Annotated in this window: 14 protein-coding genes; 7 read left to right on the top strand and 7 right to left on the bottom strand. The window is 66.0% G+C overall.

Annotated features, from left to right (window positions below; all coding sequences use genetic code 11):
* Window positions 1-26: 26 nt before the first annotated feature.
* Complete coding sequence (locus METH_RS02930) at window positions 27-584, bottom strand: YqgE/AlgH family protein (RefSeq protein WP_024088916.1); 558 nt, start codon at window positions 582-584, stop codon at window positions 27-29.
* Between the two features lie 180 nt (window positions 585-764).
* Here METH_RS02930 and METH_RS02925 point away from each other — a divergent pair, with 180 nt between their 5' ends.
* On the top strand, window positions 765-1,586 hold the full coding sequence (locus METH_RS02925) for a protein-disulfide reductase DsbD domain-containing protein (RefSeq protein ID WP_245602948.1): 822 nt from the start codon (window positions 765-767) through the stop codon (window positions 1,584-1,586).
* A complete protein-coding gene (locus tag METH_RS02920; protein WP_024088914.1) occupies window positions 1,583-2,044 on the top strand; it encodes an NUDIX hydrolase in 462 nt (153 codons plus the stop codon). The genes METH_RS02925 and METH_RS02920 overlap by 4 nt, the downstream gene beginning before the upstream one ends.
* On the opposite strand, the gene METH_RS02915 is transcribed toward METH_RS02920, so the two are convergent.
* The 6 genes from METH_RS02915 to METH_RS02890 all read right to left on the bottom strand — a co-directional run bounded on the left by METH_RS02915 (window position 2,014) and on the right by METH_RS02890 (window position 9,542).
* Complete coding sequence (locus METH_RS02915) at window positions 2,014-5,409, bottom strand: efflux RND transporter permease subunit (RefSeq protein WP_024088913.1); 3,396 nt, start codon at window positions 5,407-5,409, stop codon at window positions 2,014-2,016. The two genes, METH_RS02920 and METH_RS02915, sit on opposite strands and share 31 nt — an antisense overlap.
* Before the next feature lie 5 nt (window positions 5,410-5,414).
* On the bottom strand, window positions 5,415-6,869 hold the full coding sequence (locus METH_RS02910; RefSeq protein ID WP_024088912.1) for an efflux RND transporter periplasmic adaptor subunit: 1,455 nt from the start codon (window positions 6,867-6,869) through the stop codon (window positions 5,415-5,417).
* Window positions 6,870-6,997: 128 nt separating this feature from the next.
* Window positions 6,998-7,540, bottom strand: coding sequence for a molybdenum cofactor biosynthesis protein B (gene moaB, locus METH_RS02905; RefSeq protein ID WP_024088911.1), 543 nt, complete (start codon window positions 7,538-7,540; stop codon window positions 6,998-7,000).
* A gap of 5 nt (window positions 7,541-7,545) precedes the next feature.
* Window positions 7,546-8,166, bottom strand: a complete 621-nt coding sequence (locus METH_RS02900) for a LysE family translocator (protein ID WP_024088910.1) — start codon at window positions 8,164-8,166, stop codon at window positions 7,546-7,548.
* Window positions 8,163-8,762, bottom strand: coding sequence for a metallophosphoesterase family protein (locus METH_RS02895; protein WP_024088909.1), 600 nt, complete (start codon window positions 8,760-8,762; stop codon window positions 8,163-8,165). Before METH_RS02895 ends, METH_RS02900 begins: the two co-directional genes overlap by 4 nt.
* 15 nt (window positions 8,763-8,777) lie before the next feature.
* Complete coding sequence (locus tag METH_RS02890; RefSeq protein WP_024088908.1) at window positions 8,778-9,542, bottom strand: uracil-DNA glycosylase; 765 nt, start codon at window positions 9,540-9,542, stop codon at window positions 8,778-8,780.
* A 152-nt stretch (window positions 9,543-9,694) separates the two neighbouring features.
* Between METH_RS02890 and METH_RS02885 the strand changes: the two genes are divergently transcribed.
* From METH_RS02885 to plsY, 5 genes are read left to right on the top strand one after another with little or no spacing between them, the layout of a single operon-like run.
* Window positions 9,695-10,645 (top strand): aspartate carbamoyltransferase catalytic subunit, encoded by a 951-nt coding sequence (locus tag METH_RS02885; protein WP_024088907.1) that lies wholly within the window; start codon window positions 9,695-9,697, stop codon window positions 10,643-10,645.
* Between the two features lie 5 nt (window positions 10,646-10,650).
* Window positions 10,651-11,184, top strand: a complete 534-nt coding sequence (locus METH_RS02880) for a hypothetical protein (RefSeq protein WP_024088906.1) — start codon at window positions 10,651-10,653, stop codon at window positions 11,182-11,184.
* Window positions 11,184-11,567, top strand: coding sequence for a hypothetical protein (locus METH_RS02875; RefSeq protein WP_024088905.1), 384 nt, complete (start codon window positions 11,184-11,186; stop codon window positions 11,565-11,567). Before METH_RS02880 ends, METH_RS02875 begins: the two co-directional genes overlap by 1 nt.
* Entirely contained in the window at window positions 11,564-12,874 is a 1,311-nt protein-coding gene (pyrC, locus tag METH_RS02870; RefSeq protein ID WP_024088904.1) for a dihydroorotase, read from the top strand. The genes METH_RS02875 and pyrC overlap by 4 nt, the downstream gene beginning before the upstream one ends.
* Window positions 12,874-13,479 (top strand): glycerol-3-phosphate 1-O-acyltransferase PlsY, encoded by a 606-nt coding sequence (gene plsY / locus METH_RS02865; protein ID WP_024088903.1) that lies wholly within the window; start codon window positions 12,874-12,876, stop codon window positions 13,477-13,479. Before pyrC ends, plsY begins: the two co-directional genes overlap by 1 nt.
* The last annotated feature ends 19 nt before the right edge of the window (window positions 13,480-13,498 follow it).

Below are 13,498 nucleotides of genomic sequence, written 5' to 3'. Positions count from 1 at the left end.
GCGGCGCGGCGTCTCTTATCAGCCGCTCAGGCGTGGCCTGCGCTGGCTGACAATGTCAGCGGATCGACCCCAAGCGTTTTCAGCGATGCTTCCCATTTGCTGTCGTCCGCGAGGCTGAAAACAAGCTCCGGGCTGGCGTCGGCCGTCAGCCAGCCGTTCATCGCAATTTCCGCTTCCAGCTGACCCGGCCCCCAGCCCGCATAGCCCAGCAGCACCAGCAGCTGCTCCGGTCCCTGCCCCAGGGCGATGTCTTCCAGGATGTCCAGCGTCGCGGTCATCGAAAACCCGCCCGGAACCTTCAGCGAGCTGACGTCCGATTCGTAATCCGGCGTGTGCAGCACAAACCCGCGCTGGGTCTCCACCGGACCGCCGAACCGCACCGGTAATGCCGCTGCCGCGCTGCCCTCTTCGCCCATGTCCAGCTGCTCCAGCAGATCGCCCAGGGCCACCCCGTCCGCTGGCTTGTTGACGATGAGGCCCATGGCCCCTTCATCTCCATGTGAGCACAGGAAAACCACCGAATGCTCAAACCTTGGGTCGCCGATTCCGGGCATTGCAATCAATAGCTTGCCAGTCAGATCCATGAAATTCCGTCTTTCCTGCTGCCTGTCTCCACCATGACGCCCCCCCGGCCCGCACGCAAGGGGTGCAAAGGGTCAGCCCGGTGAAGCCGCCGGCAAAATTGCCGCAAACCTGCCCATAGTCCAAGACAATGACCGGAACGTGACTTGGCAAACCCCGCCGCCAGGCGCATGTATCGGGGCATGAGACCGAAGCTGAACAGACCCCTGGCCGCCCTGGCGGTTTTGCTTGCCGCGGCATCAGGCGCCCCGGCCCTCACCGGCGCTGCTGACGGCGGGATCGTGCAGATTGAAGTGCTGGACGGCGGCAGGACCCCGCGCGGCACCTATATGGGGGCGCTGCGGATCAAGCTGCAGCCGGGCTGGAAGACATATTGGCGCGCGCCCGGCGACGCCGGCATTGCGCCCAGCTTCTCCTGGCGCGGCGCGCGCAATGTGGGCGGGCTGTCGATCACCTGGCCCGCACCCGAAGTTTTTCAGACCTCCGGCTACCGCACCATCGGCTATCACGGCCAGCTGGTGCTGCCGCTGGAAATCACCCCGGAAACGCCGGGCAAGCCGGTGCGCCTGAAAGGCCGGATGCAGCTGGGTGTCTGCAAAGACGTCTGCGTGCCGGCCGAGCTGAGCTTTGACCACCAGCTGGACAGCACCGCAGGCCGCAACCCGGCGATTGCCGCTGCGATGGCCAGCCGCCCCTGGTCGGCCAAGGAAGCCGGTGTGCGCCATGCCGTCTGCAGCCTGCGCCCGTCCGAATACGGCATGAAGGTCACGGCCCGCATCTCGATGCCTTCTGCCGGCGGCAAGGAGGTTGCGGTGATCGAACCGGGCAATCCCAAGCTGTTTGCCGGTGAGACCACCACGCGGCGCGAAGGCGGGCTGCTGGTGGCTGAAACCGAATTCCTGCCTGCCGATGACAATGCCTATGCCATTGACCGCTCGCAACTGCGGATCACGGTGCTGGGGCAGAACCACGCGGTGGACATCCAGGGCTGCAGCGCCGGATGAGCACCGCCGCCAGTCCCCAGCGTCCGGTTCTGGGCACCATTGCCGTGGTCTGCCGCCGCATCAGCGGCCGGGACCAGGTGATTCTGGTGCAGCGCGGCAAGGAGCCGAATGCGGGCTGGTGGGGCTTTCCCGGCGGCCATGTGGAAATGGGGGAGACCGCCCTGCAGGCCGCCGCGCGTGAGCTGCAGGAGGAAACCGGGGTTATTGCCAAGCCGCTGGAGTATCTTACCAATGTCGATGTGATTGCCCGCGGTGAGACTGGCGCGGCACAGCGCCAGTATCTGCTGACCGTGGTCCTGTGCGGCTATATCAGCGGCGAGCCGGTGCCGGATGATGACGCCGAACAGGCCGAGTGGATCCCGATTGCGGAGATCGAAACCCGCGGGCTGCAGCTGCTGGAACAGGTGGCGGACGTGGCCCGGCTGGCTCAGGCCCGCTGGCGGGAGCTGAACCGGTAGGCAATGCCACCGGCCAGATAGGCCAGCAGCGCCAGAACCAGTGCCCCCGCGATGCAGGCCAGCAGCCCGGCGCGCACCGGCTCCATCGCCGCCAGCGCAGGCATCGCCCGCAGCACCGGATGCAGCACGCCGGTGGCCATCGCCCAGCCCAGCGTCAGCACCAGCCAGCCAAGCTGAGCCAGCGCGGTGCCCAGAACCAGCCAGCGCAGCCCCCCGGCGCCGCGCCGCAAGGCCCGGCGCAGCGACGTCATCGGGCGCGACAGGTCCCGCTGCATGGCCACCAGTGCAGGCACCACAAGCAGAACCAGGAACATGCCGAACCCAAGGCCATAGACGAGCGTGATCACCGTCGGTTTCAGGAACTGCGCCTGTTGCGAGCGCTCGAACAGCAGGGGCGCCAGACCCAGCACCGTGGTCATCGTGGTCAGCATCACCGGCCGCAGCCGGTCCGCCGCCGCGTCGATGATCGACGGCACCAGCCCGCGGTCCTCGGCATACTGGTCGATGGTGGTCACCAGCACGATGGAATCGTTGATGATGATTCCGGTCATCCCCAAAAGACCCACCACCGTGAACATGCTCAGCGGCACCTCCCACATGTAATGGCCCCAAATCGTGCCGACGAGGCCGAAGGGAATGATCGCCATTACCACCAGGGGCCGGGTCCAGCTGGCAAAGATCCAGGACAGCACCAGGTAAATCCCCGTCAGGCACAGGATCAGCCCGGTGCCTGCCTCCTGCAGAAAAGTCTGCTCCTGCTCTGCAAGGCCCGACAGGGTCCATTCCACCTGCCGCTCGCTGGCGATCTTCGGCAGGATTTCTTCCTGAAGCGCTTGCATCACCGCTTCGGCCCGGGCGGGATCGTCCTCGGAGATGTCACCCGAGACACTGATCACCCGGATGCCGTTTTCCCGCCGCACGGTGGAAAAGCCGGTGCGCTGGGTGACCGAGACGATATCGCCCAGCGGCACGTAGATGCCGCTGGGCGCCCGCATCAGCGTGCGCTCCAGGAAGTCGGCGGTCAGCTCATTTTCGGGCAGCTCCACCCGGATCTTGGCGCTGCGCGGTCCGTCCGGATAGGTGGCTGCCTCAATTCCATTCAGCCGCGCGCGCAGTGCCTGGCCAAGGCTGCCGATGGTGAAATTCAGCGCCTGCCCCTGGGGCGTGAGGTCGAGGATCACCTCCTCCTTGTCGTACGCCAGATTGTCCTCGACGGCTGAAACCTCGGGAAAGCGCAGCAGCGCGGTTTTCAGATCTTCCGAGGCATCCTTCAGCACCTGCACGCTGGGGCCGGAGAATTGCACGTCAAGCGCATCCCCGCCCGGCCCGGAACGCCAGCTGCGGAATGACACCGTCTCGGCCATCGGATGCCGTGCCACCCGCTCCTGCAGCTCAGCGACAAAGGCAAAGCTGGAATAGGGGCGCAGGTCGGCGTCGATCAATTCAATCGAGATCCCGCCCAGCAGATCTGTGTCCTTGGCCTCAACCCCGCCCAGGCCGCGGCCGGCATTGCCGCCGATCTCGGCCATGACAAAATTCAGCGGGTTGCGGCCATAGCGGGTGGCATATTCCGCGCCCAGCGCCTCGGTCGCGCGTTGCATTTCCTGCATCATCGCCAGGGTGTCTCTGCGGCTGGCGCCCTCCACCATGGCGAAATTGCCAGTCACCGAGCCGCGTTCAGGCGCGTTGAAAAAGCGCCACTGCACATCGCCGCTGATGAACAGCGCCGCCTGGCTTGCCAGGACTGCTAACGCCCCGGCCAGCACAGCATAGCGGGCCTGGACCACCCAGCCCATGAACGGCCGGAACGCGTTGTCGCGCAACCAGCGGAAGCCGCGGTTCACCATCCGGTTCGGCCAGTCATACCAATGCCGCGCCTGAGCATGGGTCAGCGCATGGGCCAAGTGGTTGGGCAGGATCAGAAAACATTCCACCAGCGAGGCCGCCAGCACGGCGATGACGGTGAACGGGATGTCGCGGATCAGCTCGCCAAAACGCCCCCCAACAAGGGTCAGGCCAAAGAAGGCGATGATGGTGGTCAGCGTTGCCGCAAAGACCGGCATCGCCATACGCCGGGCCGCGTTCTCGGCGGCCTGAACCGGGCTTTCGCCAAGCCGCCGCACCCGGAAATCGGCGTGTTCACCCACCACGATGGCATCGTCCACCACGATCCCCAAGGTGATGATCAGGCCGAACAGGCTGACCATATTGATGGTGATCCCGGCAGCATACATCAGCGCCACGGCAGCAAACATCGAGGCGGGGATGCCCATTGCCACCCAGAAGGCAATGCGGGTGTTGAGAAACAGGAACAGCAGGCACAGCACCAGGCCGAGCCCCATCAGCCCGTTGTCGACCAGGATATCCAGCCTGTTGGTGATGTGCTCGGCCCGGGTGCGGATCAGCTGTGCTGTCACCCCCTGCGGCAGGCTGGCCTGCATTTCCGCAACCACCTCCTGGACCTTGCCCTGCAGACGGATGGCATTGCCCTGGTCCGAACGGTCAACCCGGATCGACATCGCCGGATGCCCGCCGACGAAATAAGAGCGGTTGCGGTCCACCCCCTCCACCCGCACCTGTGCCACATCCGCGATGGTCAGCACCGAGCCGTCGGGATTGGTGCGCAGAACAATCGCCTCCAGCTCATCGGGTTTGCGTTTCTCGCTGCCGGTGCGGACCCGCGCGTTGGCGCCGGTCACATCGCCTGCGGGGTCGGCGTCCACCTCGGCGGCAATGGCCGCGGCGATCTCGCGCATGGTGATGTCATGGCTGATCAGCTTGGCGGTGGGCACCTCGACGATGGTCTCCGGCGCCGCCATACCGCGGATGGTGGTCCGGGTGACGCCGGCCTCGAACAGGCGGGTGACCAGTTCATCCGCGAAAAGGCCCAGCTGCGCCGCCCCGACCGGCCCGGTGATCACCACATCGGTCACCCGGTCGCGCCAGGCGCCGCGGCGCACTTCCGGCTCCTCTGCCTCCTCCGGCAATGTGGTGATGCCGTCGACCGCTGCCTGCACATCATCGGTGGCCTGCCCCATGTCCGAGCCGGGCTCAAACTCCAGGGTCAGCGTTGCCCATCCTTCACGCGAGCTGGAGGCGGTCTCCTCCACACCGTCCACGGCCAGGAGCGCCGGTTCCAGAACCTGCACGATGGCGCTGTCCACGTCCTCGGGGCCCGCACCCTCCCATTCGACAGTGACGGTGACGCGTTCGACAATCACATCCGGGAAGAACTGCGCCCGCATGTTGGGCATCGCTGCGGCGCCCAGCACCAGCATGATCACCAGCAGCAGATTCGCGGCGGTGCGGTGGCGGGTGAAGTAACTGAACAGCCCGCGGGCCGGCCGGGGGAGCTTGCGGACCATACGCCTCAGCCTCCCATCCGGGTTTCAATCCGGGAGACCAATTGCGCGGGCACCTTGGCCTCGGCCAGCTGCTGCAGCATCCTGGCCTTCATCTCCGAGGGCATCCGGCTGTTGCCTTCCACCAAGGCCACCAGTCTTGCCCGGCGCTCATCGCTCAGTTCGATCAGCTCGGGCAGCGGCCGTGCCGCGGCGCCCTGGCGCAGCGGACGCACTTTGATGCCAGCCCCCAGAAGCGGTGTGCGGCCGGTCACAACCTCGCGCCCCTCCAGTCCCGATCCGCGGATCAGCACGTCGTCGCCCTGACGGCGCACCAGCTCAACCGCCAATGCCTCCAGCCGGTCGCCGGCGCCCAGCACCAGAATAGACCCATCCGCGCCCAGCGCCGAGGCCGGAACACGGGCCACCGCCGCGACCTCGGGCTCAGTCACTTTCACCGTGACAAAATCGCCCGGCTCAAACCCCGGCGCGGCCTGCAGCCGGGCATAAACAAGCCGCCCGGTCTGCCCGTCGCCGGCAGCGCCGCTGGCGCGGGAAATCTGCCCCGTGGCGCTGAGTCCCGCCCCGGCCGCATCCAGTGTCACCCGCACCGGCGCCTGCAGCAGATCGCCGCCAGCGTCGAGCAGCCGTGCGTATTGCGCGGTCGAGACCCGGAACGCTGCCTCCAGCAGATCCGGGTCAACCAAATCCGCCAGCTTTTCATTGGCTGAAACCAGCCGTCCCTGCACCAGGTTCACGGCTTGCAAGGTCCCGTCAAAGCCCGCCCTGATCGTGGTATCGTCCAGCTCGCGCCGTGCCTCGTCCAGCGCGATTTGCGCCCGGGCCACACGGGTTGCGGCCTGATCGGCGCGCGCTTCGGCCTGGCTGACGGCCTGACGGCGCGAGATCACCGCCTGGCGCGCCTGAACCGCCGCAAATTCTGCTGTTTCCACGGTGGCAGCGGTGCCGACACCGCGCTCCTGCAGGTCCACTTGCCGCTGAAACGCCCGCTGGCGCAATTGCGCCTGGTCCTGGGTGGCCTGCAACTCGTCCTGCGCCAGGATCAGCGCCCGGGCGGCATCGCGTTCCTCGGCGCGGGCATCCATCATGTCAGCCTCAGCCCGGTCCAGCGCGGCTTGCGCATCCGCCGGATCGATTTGCACCAGCACCTCGCCGGCGCGGACCGCGCCGCCGTCCTCGAAACCTTCAGACAGGTGCACAACCCGGCCCGCCACCGCCGTGCGCAGCTCCAGTGCGCGGCGGCTTTCCACCCGGCCAAAGGCCGTCAGCTCCGGCGCCACAGTCTGCAGATCCGCCGTCACCACATTGACCGCAAACACCCGCTCGCGCACTGGCGGCGTCTTTTTCTCCGCATTCAGCTGTGCATCAATCGCACTGAAAATCAGCTGCCCGGCATAAAGCAGCAGCGCCGCCGTTACGGCCGCCAGGAACACCCCAGTCACACTCTGACGCAAAAAGCGCATGTCTCTCCCTTCCAGTGGCGTATGCTGCCGGGACCGCCATTGCGGCCAGCCAAATTGCAAATGCCTTGTGCCCGCTTGGAAATATACGATTTTCCGCACAGGTTTACGAGGTTACACGCCGTGCCGGATTACTTCCGGCGCAGTTGTTCCTCCAATCTGGGCATGATTTCCACGAAATTGCAGGGCCGGTGGCGGTAATCGAGCTGTTTCGACAGGATTTCGTCCCAGCCGTCCTTGCAGGCGCCGGGGCTGCCGGGCAGCGCAAACAGATAGGTGCCGCCCGCGACCCCGCCGGTGGCGCGCGACTGCACTGCGCTGGTGCCGATCTTCTGCATCGAGACCAGGGTGAAAACGGTGCCGAAGGCCTCGATCTCTTTTTCATAGACATCGCGGTGCGCTTCCACCGTGACATCCCGCCCGGTCAGCCCGGTGCCGCCGGTTGAAATCACCACATCCACCTCCCGGTTGGCAATCCAGGCGCGCAGCTGTGCGGCGATCTCGGTCCGCTCGTCGGGAATGATCTTGCGGTCGGCAAGGGTGTGGCCCGCATCCCGCAGCCGGTCCACCAGCACCTGGCCCGAACGGTCATCCTCCAGCTTGCGGCTGTCCGACACCGTCAGCACCGCAATGCGGACCGGGATAAAGTCCTTGGTTTCGTCAATCCGGGACATATCCGTCACACCCTTTCCATGATGGCCAGCCGCACGGCCAGCGCTGCAAAAATCGTCCCCGACACCCGGCCCAGCCAACGCGCGAAGACCGGCGAACCGGTGAGCCTGCCCCCCGCCTGCCCGGCGAAGATGCCGGCCAGCCCGTTGATGAAAAAGCCGCCCAGCGACAGCACCGCGCCATAGATCAGGAATTGCCCCAGCACCGGCCCGGCGCCGGGCACCACGAACTGCGGAATGAAGGCCAGCACAAAGAGGATCACCTTGGGGTTTGTCAGGTTGACGACGAATCCCGCGCGAAAGGCCCGTGCGGCGGGCGCCGCAGTCCCGGTTGCGGCGGCGCGTCCGCCGCGCCACGCGCCCCACGCAAGATACAGGAGATAGCCCACGCCGGCCCAGCGGATCACGTCGAACAGCCCCGGCACCGCCGCCACCAGGGCGCCAAGACCCAGCCCGGCCAGCACCACATGCACCATGCAGCCCGCGGTGATGCCGGCACTGGCTGCAAGCGCCGCCCTGCGCCCCGAGCGCAGCCCCTGGCCGAGACAGAACATCATGTCGGCGCCAGGTGTCAGGTTCAGCGCCAGCGCCGCCGGGACAAAGGCCAGAAGGCTGAGAGGATCGATCATCCCGCCACCTCGAACCAGGTGACGCCGGGGCCGAGATTGGCCACCTGCGTCCTGCCGATGCTGCCGCGGAAGCCCCAGCAATCATGCACATGGCCGCAGAGCAGCAGCTGCGGCTGGATCCGCTCCGCCGCTGCCCTGACCGCCGTGGAGCCCACGGACAGCCCGCCCGAGGTGACATCCCCGAGCCCCTTGGGCGGCGAGTGCGAAATCAGAATGTCCGCATGATCACAGGCTGCCAGCATCGCCGCCGCCTGAACCTCGCTCAGGTCGCAGGACCAGCTGCCAAAGGGTGTTTCCGGCACGCCGTAGCCCAGGCCGAACAGACGCAGGCTCTCAAATTCCATTCCCTCGCCATGCAGCACGGTTGTGCTGGGAAACCCCGCCGCACGCAGTTCACCGGCGCTTTCGCCATTGCCGGGAACCGCCACCATCGGCACCTTCAGACCCGCCAGCATCGCCACCGCCCGGTCCATTCCCTGGCGCATGTTGCAAAAATCGCCTGCACCGATCACCAGATCAGCGCCTGCACTGGCCGCCACGATCTCCGCCGCATGGCTGCTTGACAGATGCAGATCCGAAAATGCGAGAATCTTCATGACGCTCCTCCTCCGTCAGGACAGGGCGCCCAGCCGTGCCTTCAGCTCCAGCAGATCCCCCCAGGCCAGCCGCTTCTGCTGCGGCTGACGCAGCAGATAGCCAGGGTGGAACATCGGCATCACCGGCTTGCCCCAGGCCTGATCCCATTGCCCGCGCAGCCGGGTAATGCCGCGCTTGCCCAGGACTGCCTGGCAGCTGATATTGCCCATCAAGACCAGAATTTCCGGTTCTGCCAGTGCCACATGCCGCTCCAGGAACGGGGCCAGCATGGCGATCTCCACGGGCAGCGGATCGCGGTTCTGAGGCGGCCGCCAGGGCAGCACATTGGTAAGATAGACGCTCTCGGCACGTGATAGCCCGATCGCCTCCAGCATCTTGTCCAGCAGCTGCCCGTCCCGGCCCGCGAACGGTTTGCCCTGCAGATCCTCATCGCGCCCCGGTGCTTCGCCGATGATCATCACCCGCGCGCCCGCCTGGCCGTCCGAGAACACCAGATTGCGCGCGCCGCGTTTCAGGTCGCAGTGGCTGAACCCCTCCAGGGCATCACGCAAGGCAGGCAATGACGCGGCCCCTTTGGCGGCTTTAAGGGCCGCATCGACCGGATCAACCTCCTTGGGCTTGGGCGGCGGCGCAGGCGCTGCCCCCGGTTTCGGCTTGGGTGCCGCCTGTTCCAGCGCATACCGGTCGATTGGTTCGTCGCACAGCGCTTCGGTCGCGCCAAGCTCCGCCTGCCACTCCAACAGCGCCCGGGCGCTCCAGTAATCCAATGCCGATTCCATGCGCCCAAGCTACTCCGCCCGCGCCCCGAGCGGAACACCTCCCCTTTCATCTTGCTGCAAATACTCAAATTCCCTAGCTTCGCCTGTGCAGGCCGTTGCCCGTTTGGCCCGCCCCGCCTATAAGAACCCGCAAATCACGCGGAGCTGCCCCCATGTCCTTCGAACACCGCCACCTGCTTGGCATCGAACCGCTGAAACCGCATGAGATCACCGCGATCCTTGATCTGGCTGACGAATATGTCGCCCTGAACCGCCGCCCGGAAAAACATTCCGACGTGCTGGCGGGGCTTACTCAGATCAACATGTTCTTCGAGAATTCCACCCGCACCCAGGCCTCGTTCGAATTGGCAGGCAAACGGCTGGGTGCCGATGTGATGAATATGGCGATGCAGGCGTCCTCGATCAAAAAGGGCGAGACGCTGATCGACACCGCGATGACGCTGAACGCGATGCACCCGGACCTGCTGGTGGTGCGGCATCCGCATTCCGGCGCGGTGGATCTCTTGGCGCAAAAAGTGAACTGCGCAGTGCTGAACGCCGGCGACGGCAAGCATGAGCACCCGACCCAGGCGCTGCTTGATGCGCTGACCATCCGCCGCTCCAAAGGCCGGCTGCACCGGCTGAACATTGCGATCTGCGGCGACATTGCCCACAGCCGTGTCGCCCGCTCCAACCTGATTCTGCTGGGCAAGATGGAAAACCGCATTCGCCTGATCGGCCCGCCGACCCTGGTGCCCGGCCAGTTCGCCGAATTCGGCGCCGAGATCTATGACGACATGCGCGAGGGACTGAAAGACGTCGACGTTGTGATGATGCTGCGGCTGCAGAAGGAACGTATGGACGGCGGTTTCATCCCGTCGGAGCGCGAATACTATCATCGCTACGGCCTCGACGCCGACAAGCTGGCACAGGCGAAACCCGACGCCATCGTCATGCACCCCGGTCCGATGAACCGCGGGGTCGAGATCGACGGGACGCTCGCCGACGACATCAACCGCTCGGTCATTCAGGAGCAGGTCGAGATGGGCGTTGCGGTGCGGATGGCGGCAATGGATCTGCTGGCCCGCAACCTGCGCGCCGAACGGCAGGCAAAAGCGGGGTAAGCAGCATGGACGGCGTCATCCACATCCCGGCAGGAGAACGCGGCGTGATCCGGTTGTTCAGGCTCGACATGCGGCCGGAGCAGGCGGCCTTTCTCAAGGAGCCCGGCGCGCTGGCGCAGGTTTTGGGGGTCGCGGCACTCGACCCGGATCAGGTGGAGATCTTTCCGGTTTCCGACCTGGAGGACATCGGCCTGGCTGGTTACCTCGCAGACGGCTGCGGTGTGCCGCGGGCGCAGGTCGAGGAAGACCGCGGCATGCTGGACGCGCTGGAAGGCCATGTGCTGCTGATCCGTTCGCGCGCCTTTGACGGGGCCGAAACCCGGCTGACCCCGGCCGAGCAGATCATCCTGGTCGGCACATACGGCGAGCGCCAGACCGATTGGAGCGCTCCGCCCGCAACCGCCGAAAGCGCCAAGCCCTATTCCGCCCCGAAACTTCCCCCGCGGCAAGCCCGCACGCAAGCCCGCCGCATTGGCGCTGTCCTGTTTGCCGTGGTGATGCTGCTGGCCGCATTGCTGGTCTGGGCTGTTGCAGTTTGATGGCGGAGACCGATTTGAAACCGGACCGCAGTGCCTATGTCCGCGCCCATGCTTGGATGGCGGTGATCGGCATGGGCGGCGCCATGGCTGTTCTTTGGGCGGTTGACAGCCCGCATATCTGGACCGGCGCCGCCGGCGGGCTGGCCGCCATAGCCTTGCGCGGCTGGTATATGGCCAGCGAGGAGCTGGCGGTGGTCTGGACTCTGACGGATACGGCCCTCACCGGCCCTGCGGAACGCAACATCCCGCTGACCCAAATCAAGACCACCCGCGCCATGGGCAGCTATGTGCAGGTGATCACCAGGACCGGCGACAAACACCTGATCAAATACCAGGCCGACCCGGCCGCGACCCTCCATGCAATCGAAAGAGCCAAGGCATGACCACTCTCTTCATCAACGCCCGCCTGATTGATCCCGAGGCAGGCACCGATGCGCCTGGCACGGTTCTGGTGCAGAACGGGCGGATCGCGGCAGTTGAAACGAACGCCGCCGATCCTGACCAGCTGCTGCGCGCGCACAACCTCCGGCCGGACGAGGCGGACGTGGCCGACTGCGGCGGCAAATGCCTGGCGCCGGGCATTGTCGATATCGGCGTCAAGGTTTGCGAGCCGGGCGAGCGCCACAAGGAAAGCTACAAATCCGCAGGCCTCGCGGCAGCGGCGGGCGGGGTCACAACCATCGTCACCCGTCCCGACACAACACCTGCTATCGACAGCCCGGAAACACTGGAATTCGTCACCCGCCGCGCCCAGGCCGATACGCCGGTGAACGTGCTGCCGATGGCAGCGCTGACCAAAGGCCGCGAGGGCCGTGAGATGACCGAGATCGGCTTCCTGATGGATGCCGGCGCGGTGGCGTTTTCCGATTGCGACCATGTGACCGGCAATACCAAGGTCTTTCAGCGCGCGCTGACCTATGCCCGCTCCTGCGGCGCCTTGGTCATCGCCCACCCGCAGGAACCGGTGCTGAGCGCCGGAGCCGCCGCCACTTCCGGCAAATTTGCCGCTCTCTACGGGCTGCCGGCCGTCTCTCCGATGGCCGAGCGGATGGGTCTGGACCGCGATATCGCGCTGCTGGAGATGACCGGCGCCAAATATCACGCCGACCAGATCACCACAGCCCGCGCCCTGCCCGCGCTGGAGCGCGCCAAGAGCAACGGTCTCGACATTACTGCAGGCACTTCGATCCACCACCTGACACTGAACGAGCTGGACGTGGCAGGCTACCGCAGCTTTTTCAAGGTGAAGCCGCCGCTGCGCTCCGAGGACGACCGGCTGGCCGTGGTGGAAGCGGTGCGCACAGGTCTGATCGACATCATTTCCTCGATGCACACGCCGCAGGACGAAGAAAGCAAGCGGCTGCCGTTTGAGGAGGCCGCCGCCGGTGCCGTGGCGCTGGAAACCCTGCTGCCTGCGGCGCTGCGGCTTTATCATGCGGAGCTGCTGGACCTGCCAACCCTGTTCCGCGCCATGTCGCTGAACCCGGCAAAACGTCTGGGGCTGGACAGCGGCCGCCTGGCCGAGGGCGCGCCAGCGGATCTGGTGCTGTTCGATCCGGACGTGCCCTTTGTGCTCGACCGCTTCAAGCTGCGCTCGAAGTCGCAGAACACGCCATTTGACACTCAGCGGATGCAGGGCCGGGTTGAGGCCACATTTGTTGCGGGTGAGCCCGTCTACCGGAGGGACTGATGCCTGTTCTGGAAAGCTCTGCCGCGGTAATGATCCTGTGGGCCGTGATTGGCTACGGCCTGGGGTCGGTGCCCTTTGGCATGGTTGTCACCCGGCTGTTCGGGCTGGGCAACCTGCGCGAGATCGGCTCCGGCAATATCGGCACCACAAATGTTCTGCGCACCGGAAGCAAAGCCGCCGCGGCACTGACGCTGATCCTGGATGGCGGCAAGGGCGCGGCGGCGGTGCTGCTGGCCCGCTCCCTGGCCGGCGAAGATGCGGCGCAAGCGGCGGGGCTGATGGCTTTTCTTGGCCATTGTTTCCCGGTCTGGCTGGGTTTCAAGGGCGGCAAAGGGGTTGCCACCTTCCTCGGCTTGATGCTGGCGCTGGCCTGGCCGGTCGGCATTGCCTGCTGCCTGACCTGGCTGGCGGCAGCCGCAGCCAGCCGGATTTCCTCGATGGGGGCGCTGGTCTCGGCAGCTTCGGCAGCAGTTTGGGCATTGGTGCTGGGCTATCAGCCAGTGGCGGTGCTGGCGGTGCTTCTGGCGGCGGTGGTGTTGATCCGCCACGCGGCCAATATCGCACGCCTGCGTGCTGGCACCGAGCCGCGGATCGGCCAGAAGTGAGCCGCGCCAGGCTGGATGC

The organism is Leisingera methylohalidivorans DSM 14336, from assembly GCF_000511355.1.
Lineage (GTDB): Bacteria > Pseudomonadota > Alphaproteobacteria > Rhodobacterales > Rhodobacteraceae > Leisingera > Leisingera methylohalidivorans.
This window is presented reverse-complemented; position numbering and strand designations above follow the sequence as displayed.

What these genes read in the sequence shown, in the direction of transcription:
- METH_RS02930 (WP_024088916.1), bottom strand. Translation starts at nt 584, where the DNA reads ATGGATCTGACTGGCAAGCTATTGATTGCAATGCCCGGAATCGGCGAC.
- METH_RS02925 (WP_245602948.1), top strand. Translation starts at nt 765, where the DNA reads ATGAGACCGAAGCTGAACAGACCCCTGGCCGCCCTGGCGGTTTTGCTT.
- METH_RS02920 (WP_024088914.1), top strand. Translation starts at nt 1,583, where the DNA reads ATGAGCACCGCCGCCAGTCCCCAGCGTCCGGTTCTGGGCACCATTGCC.
- METH_RS02915 (WP_024088913.1), bottom strand. Translation starts at nt 5,409, where the DNA reads ATGGTCCGCAAGCTCCCCCGGCCGGCCCGCGGGCTGTTCAGTTACTTC.
- METH_RS02910 (WP_024088912.1), bottom strand. Translation starts at nt 6,869, where the DNA reads ATGCGCTTTTTGCGTCAGAGTGTGACTGGGGTGTTCCTGGCGGCCGTA.
- moaB (WP_024088911.1), bottom strand. Translation starts at nt 7,540, where the DNA reads ATGTCCCGGATTGACGAAACCAAGGACTTTATCCCGGTCCGCATTGCG.
- METH_RS02900 (WP_024088910.1), bottom strand. Translation starts at nt 8,166, where the DNA reads ATGATCGATCCTCTCAGCCTTCTGGCCTTTGTCCCGGCGGCGCTGGCG.
- METH_RS02895 (WP_024088909.1), bottom strand. Translation starts at nt 8,762, where the DNA reads ATGAAGATTCTCGCATTTTCGGATCTGCATCTGTCAAGCAGCCATGCG.
- METH_RS02890 (WP_024088908.1), bottom strand. Translation starts at nt 9,542, where the DNA reads ATGGAATCGGCATTGGATTACTGGAGCGCCCGGGCGCTGTTGGAGTGG.
- METH_RS02885 (WP_024088907.1), top strand. Translation starts at nt 9,695, where the DNA reads ATGTCCTTCGAACACCGCCACCTGCTTGGCATCGAACCGCTGAAACCG.
- METH_RS02880 (WP_024088906.1), top strand. Translation starts at nt 10,651, where the DNA reads ATGGACGGCGTCATCCACATCCCGGCAGGAGAACGCGGCGTGATCCGG.
- METH_RS02875 (WP_024088905.1), top strand. Translation starts at nt 11,184, where the DNA reads ATGGCGGAGACCGATTTGAAACCGGACCGCAGTGCCTATGTCCGCGCC.
- pyrC (WP_024088904.1), top strand. Translation starts at nt 11,564, where the DNA reads ATGACCACTCTCTTCATCAACGCCCGCCTGATTGATCCCGAGGCAGGC.
- plsY (WP_024088903.1), top strand. Translation starts at nt 12,874, where the DNA reads ATGCCTGTTCTGGAAAGCTCTGCCGCGGTAATGATCCTGTGGGCCGTG.